Genomic DNA, 4,157 nt, shown 5'->3' on the forward strand with positions numbered 1-4,157 from the left:
TGAGGCTTTAAACCGTCTCTTGATACTAGGTCTACCTTTTTTTGAAGAATGTATTCCAGCTTTTCTGCAAGTTCAATGAACCCATATCCTAAATATCCGTGTAGCTCAACCATGATGTCTATATCACTTTCCCCTTCAACATAATCCGGACGTGTTATCGATCAAAACAATCCAATCCGGGATATAGGATACTTCTGTTGCAATTCGGGCAATGCTTCAGCAAGTTTTGACTTTATAATTTTGCTATCACTCATAGCCTCAATTTGTGAATAAAATCAGGAATTAAACGTTGTCTTTTATTAAACCTTGCTCGCGTAACGCCAATGGTTCTTGCGGTTATAACTGATTTTTCTTCAACCCCTTCACATACTCCATAAACTCCCGCCTCTCTATCATCCTTGCTCCCAGGGTCTCAAGATGCTCCGTATGCACCTGGCAGTCTATTAGTTGAACTCCTTCGCTTATAAGTTGATGTACATACTTTATAAAAGCATACTTACTGGCGTTGCTTACGTGGCTAAACATACTTTCACCAAAAAACATATTATTCAAACGAACCCCGTATAATCCTCCGGCTAGTTCACCATTAAGCCAAACTTCGGCGCTGTGTGCGTAACCCAGTTTATGTAATTGAACGTATGCTGCTTCTACATCGTCTGTTATCCATGTTCCATCCTGGCCTTCACGTTCTTTTTCTTTGCATGCTCGTATTACCTGCGCGAAAGCTTTGTTGATGGTAAATTCAAAAGCACTTCTTTTTAAGAGTGCTTTCATGCTTTTGCTTACTCTTAGTTCATTTGGAAATAATACAAACCTTGGGTCTGGGCTCCACCACATTGGTACGTCTCCATCGAACCATGGAAAAATTCCCTTACGATATGCCAGTAATAATCGCTCCACAGATAGATCTCCTCCAATGGCTAATAAGCCGTCGTGTAACGCTTCAGTGATGGGAGGAAACCATAGGTTATTGTCTAATACGTAGAGGGGCATTTTTAGAAAGAAGCGATTTTGTTCGTATACGTTGTAAAGAAAAATATTAAAACGACGTGTTTTTAAGCGTCGAGGCAAGTTACTACAAGTAGAAGTGAGTGACACAACGATGTTGATAAGCGCCATCGAAGATTGCTTAATAAAACTTCTAACAAGAAATGAACATTTTTTGCCCGTTAGCCAAAGGGGCGCTTTTTGATATTAAAATACCTGTGTGGAATAATTATGTTTGCAGCTGTTGACAGTTTTAAAAACAGAACGTATGGCGGCAGTGAAAACGGAGACTAAAATTGCAGTATTATTATCGCCACACGAATTAGGCACTAAATACCGGTTGCTTGAGTCTTTACATGTTCAAAAGTCGAATAAGGGAATTGACTACGATCTTTTCGATTTGCAGTCTAAAGAGTTGAACAAGCATTATTCGCATCTGCCTCAAGTTGTAAGAGATTTACTTCAAAACTTTTGCCCCGACGCGTTTAACAGCTTTCAATACAAGGTTGGGAAGCCTTTTTTGGATAAAAAGTTAACTGCCCCTGAAACGGCCTTAATTATAAATGCAACCCGTCGTCATTTTCACCAGTTATTTGATAAGCTAAAGCCTTTTTTTAGTCTCTTAAAATGGTATCATAGGACAAGGGTAGACAATGGTAAAAGTTTTAAAATAGCTCCCTGTGCGTTTAGTAGCTATAGGCCTCATTTAAATTTTCATGTTGCCAAAGAATCAAACAGTCTTGTTTTAAAAACTGAAGTTGTTCTTAACGGCGCTTCGTATAATTTAAATGAGTTTAGTCGCAACCACTTTTTACTGGAAAGCAATAGTGAATATTTTTTGCTGTCCTACAAAGATTATCAGACCATCGAGTGGATAGCGGAAAACAACAAGGGACAATATGGAGGTGATCCTACCGCCTTTTCCCAGAATATTTTAACCAAACTGGAGCTGGACTATAACGTAAATCGTAACAATTTATTCAGCAAAAAGGAAATCAAAACACTGCCCGTCAACCGGGTATTGTTGAGTGAACTAAACGGCGCTTTTTTAATGCTTACGCCACAATGGGTGTACGATGGTTTTGTAATGGAGAATCCGTGGAAAGAAAGCTATGAAACGGTGGTTGAAGGCGAGACAGTTGAAATCATCCGTAATAAAGAGGCAGAAGATGAATTTGTAAAATTACTTATAGGCCTTCATCCAAATTTTTCGAACCAGCGAAACGGTTACTATTACCTTTCTTTTGCCGAGGCTCAAAAAAAGCAATGGTTTTTAAAAGCGTATCATAATCTGTTGGAGCAGGGGATTCAGTTGGTTGGTATGGATATGCTGAACCACTTCCGATATTCACCTTTCAAAGTAGAAACGGTGGTAAATGTAAAGCACGAAGGACAGGGCAAGGTATTGATGCAAATGAAAGTGTTATTTGGCAAAGAAGAACTAAGGCTGAACGAATTGCAGAAAATGTTATTGGCCGGGCAAAAGGCGGTACTGTTGAAAGATGGTAGCCTGGGCATTTTGCATGATGAGTGGATACAACAATATTCCGCTATTATCAAGCATGGAAAGATAAATAAAGATGAAATAGAGGTAGCACGGGTAATGGCCATAAGCGAACAGCAGGCAACCGGGGAAAAACAAGTGTTAAAAACGCTTATAAAAGAGCAATGGTGGCAAAAGTGGCAACAATGGCAAAATGGAAGCGAAGATATTTACCAGCTGCCGACTTCTGTAAAGGCAACTTTAAGGCCCTACCAGCAAAAAGGATTTGAATGGCTGACACTACTGGCCGAGGCTGGTGCAGGTGGATGTCTTGCAGACGACATGGGCCTCGGTAAAACCCTGCAAACCATTTGTTACCTCGCATACTACATTCATCATAATCCAAATTCTGTAAATATTATAGTATGTCCTTCGTCTCTGATATTTAACTGGCAGCAGGAATTGCAAAAGTTTACCCCGGAAATAACTTCGGTTGTTTACCACGGTACAAGCCGTAATGCGGAGGAGGTTACAAACGCTAGCTGCCAGGTGATCATTACCAGTTATGGAACGTTAAGGGCAGATGCAGGTACACTATTGGCGAATAATTACGGCGTTGCAGTAATAGATGAAAGTCATAATATCAAAAATCCTTCTGCGCAGATTACGACTGTGGTAAATATGATTCCTGCTGATGTTCGCATTGCGCTTAGTGGTACTCCGGTTGTCAACAACACCTTTGATTTGTATGCCCAGTTAAACTTTGCCTTGCCGGGCATGTTTGGAAGCCGCGAATTTTTTAAACGGGAATATGCTGATGCCATAGACAGAAACCATGATGTAGAAAAAATTAAGGCACTTCAAAAACTAACCGCCCCTTTTATATTGCGCCGGACAAAAGAGCAGGTTGCCAAAGATCTTCCTGATAAAACGGAGATGATCTTGTGGTGCAAAATGAATGGCAGGCAACAGGATCTATACAATAACATCAAGGACCAGATCAGGGGTAATATCTTTCTCGATATTAAAAATAATGGATTAAATAAAAGCAAGCTGGCAGTATTGCAGGGGATGCTTAAACTGCGACAAATTTGTAACTCTCCTTTATTATTGCCCGTGGCGGAACAGGAGTCTTGTACAGACTCCGTTAAAACTGAAGTTTTGATAGGAGAGCTGAAGAATATCCTAAAGGAACATAAAGCACTTGTCTTTTCTCAGTTTAGCAGTATGCTCAATTTGCTTGCTGCCGAATGCGACAAGCAAGGCATCAACTATTATCATTTCGACGGGCAAACGCCGCCAACAAAGCGAATAGAAATGGTAAATGCTTTCCAGGATAAGGATAATACAACCAACCTGTTTTTAATTAGTCTGAAAGCCGGAAACACCGGTCTTACACTTACTGCAGCTGACTATGTTTTCCTTTTCGACCCCTGGTGGAATACCGCAGTAGAGCAACAGGCCATTGACCGTACCCACAGGATTGGCCAAACAAAGAACGTTTTCGCCTACAAGATAATTTGCAAGGATACCATCGAAGAAAAGATTATTCAATTACAGCAGCGAAAAAAGAAACTGGCAGAGGAACTGGTTGGTGAAGATGACGGATTTATTAAAACGCTCAGCGAAGAAGATATAACCTACCTGTTTAGTTAGAATTTTTATTTGTAGCAAGCATAATAACTTT

General features: G+C 40.2%; 3 protein-coding genes. 1 reads left to right on the top strand and 2 read right to left on the bottom strand.

Features of this window, described 5'->3' with window-relative positions:
• Window positions 1–158, bottom strand: a 158-nt coding sequence (locus JWR87_RS20330) for a nucleotidyltransferase domain-containing protein (protein WP_366090998.1), incomplete at its 3' end; no start/stop codon positions are given.
• A gap of 178 nt (window positions 159–336) precedes the next feature.
• On the bottom strand, window positions 337–993 hold the full coding sequence (gene aat, locus JWR87_RS18660; RefSeq protein WP_297823104.1) for a leucyl/phenylalanyl-tRNA--protein transferase: 657 nt from the start codon (window positions 991–993) through the stop codon (window positions 337–339).
• Between the two features lie 262 nt (window positions 994–1,255).
• Here aat and JWR87_RS18665 point away from each other — a divergent pair, with 262 nt between their 5' ends.
• Window positions 1,256–4,126 carry a DEAD/DEAH box helicase gene (locus JWR87_RS18665; RefSeq protein ID WP_297823106.1) on the top strand — a complete coding sequence of 957 codons (2,871 nt, stop codon included), beginning with the start codon at window positions 1,256–1,258 and terminating at the stop codon, window positions 4,124–4,126.
• Window positions 4,127–4,157 lie beyond the last annotated feature (31 nt).

The organism is Segetibacter sp. (assembly GCF_025963695.1).
In the GTDB taxonomy this organism is placed as follows: domain Bacteria; phylum Bacteroidota; class Bacteroidia; order Chitinophagales; family Chitinophagaceae; genus Segetibacter.

Coding starts and splice junctions, on each gene's coding strand:
- aat (WP_297823104.1), bottom strand. CDS start 993: ATGCCCCTCTACGTATTAGACAATAACCTATGGTTTCCTCCCATCACT.
- JWR87_RS18665 (WP_297823106.1), top strand. CDS start 1,256: ATGGCGGCAGTGAAAACGGAGACTAAAATTGCAGTATTATTATCGCCA.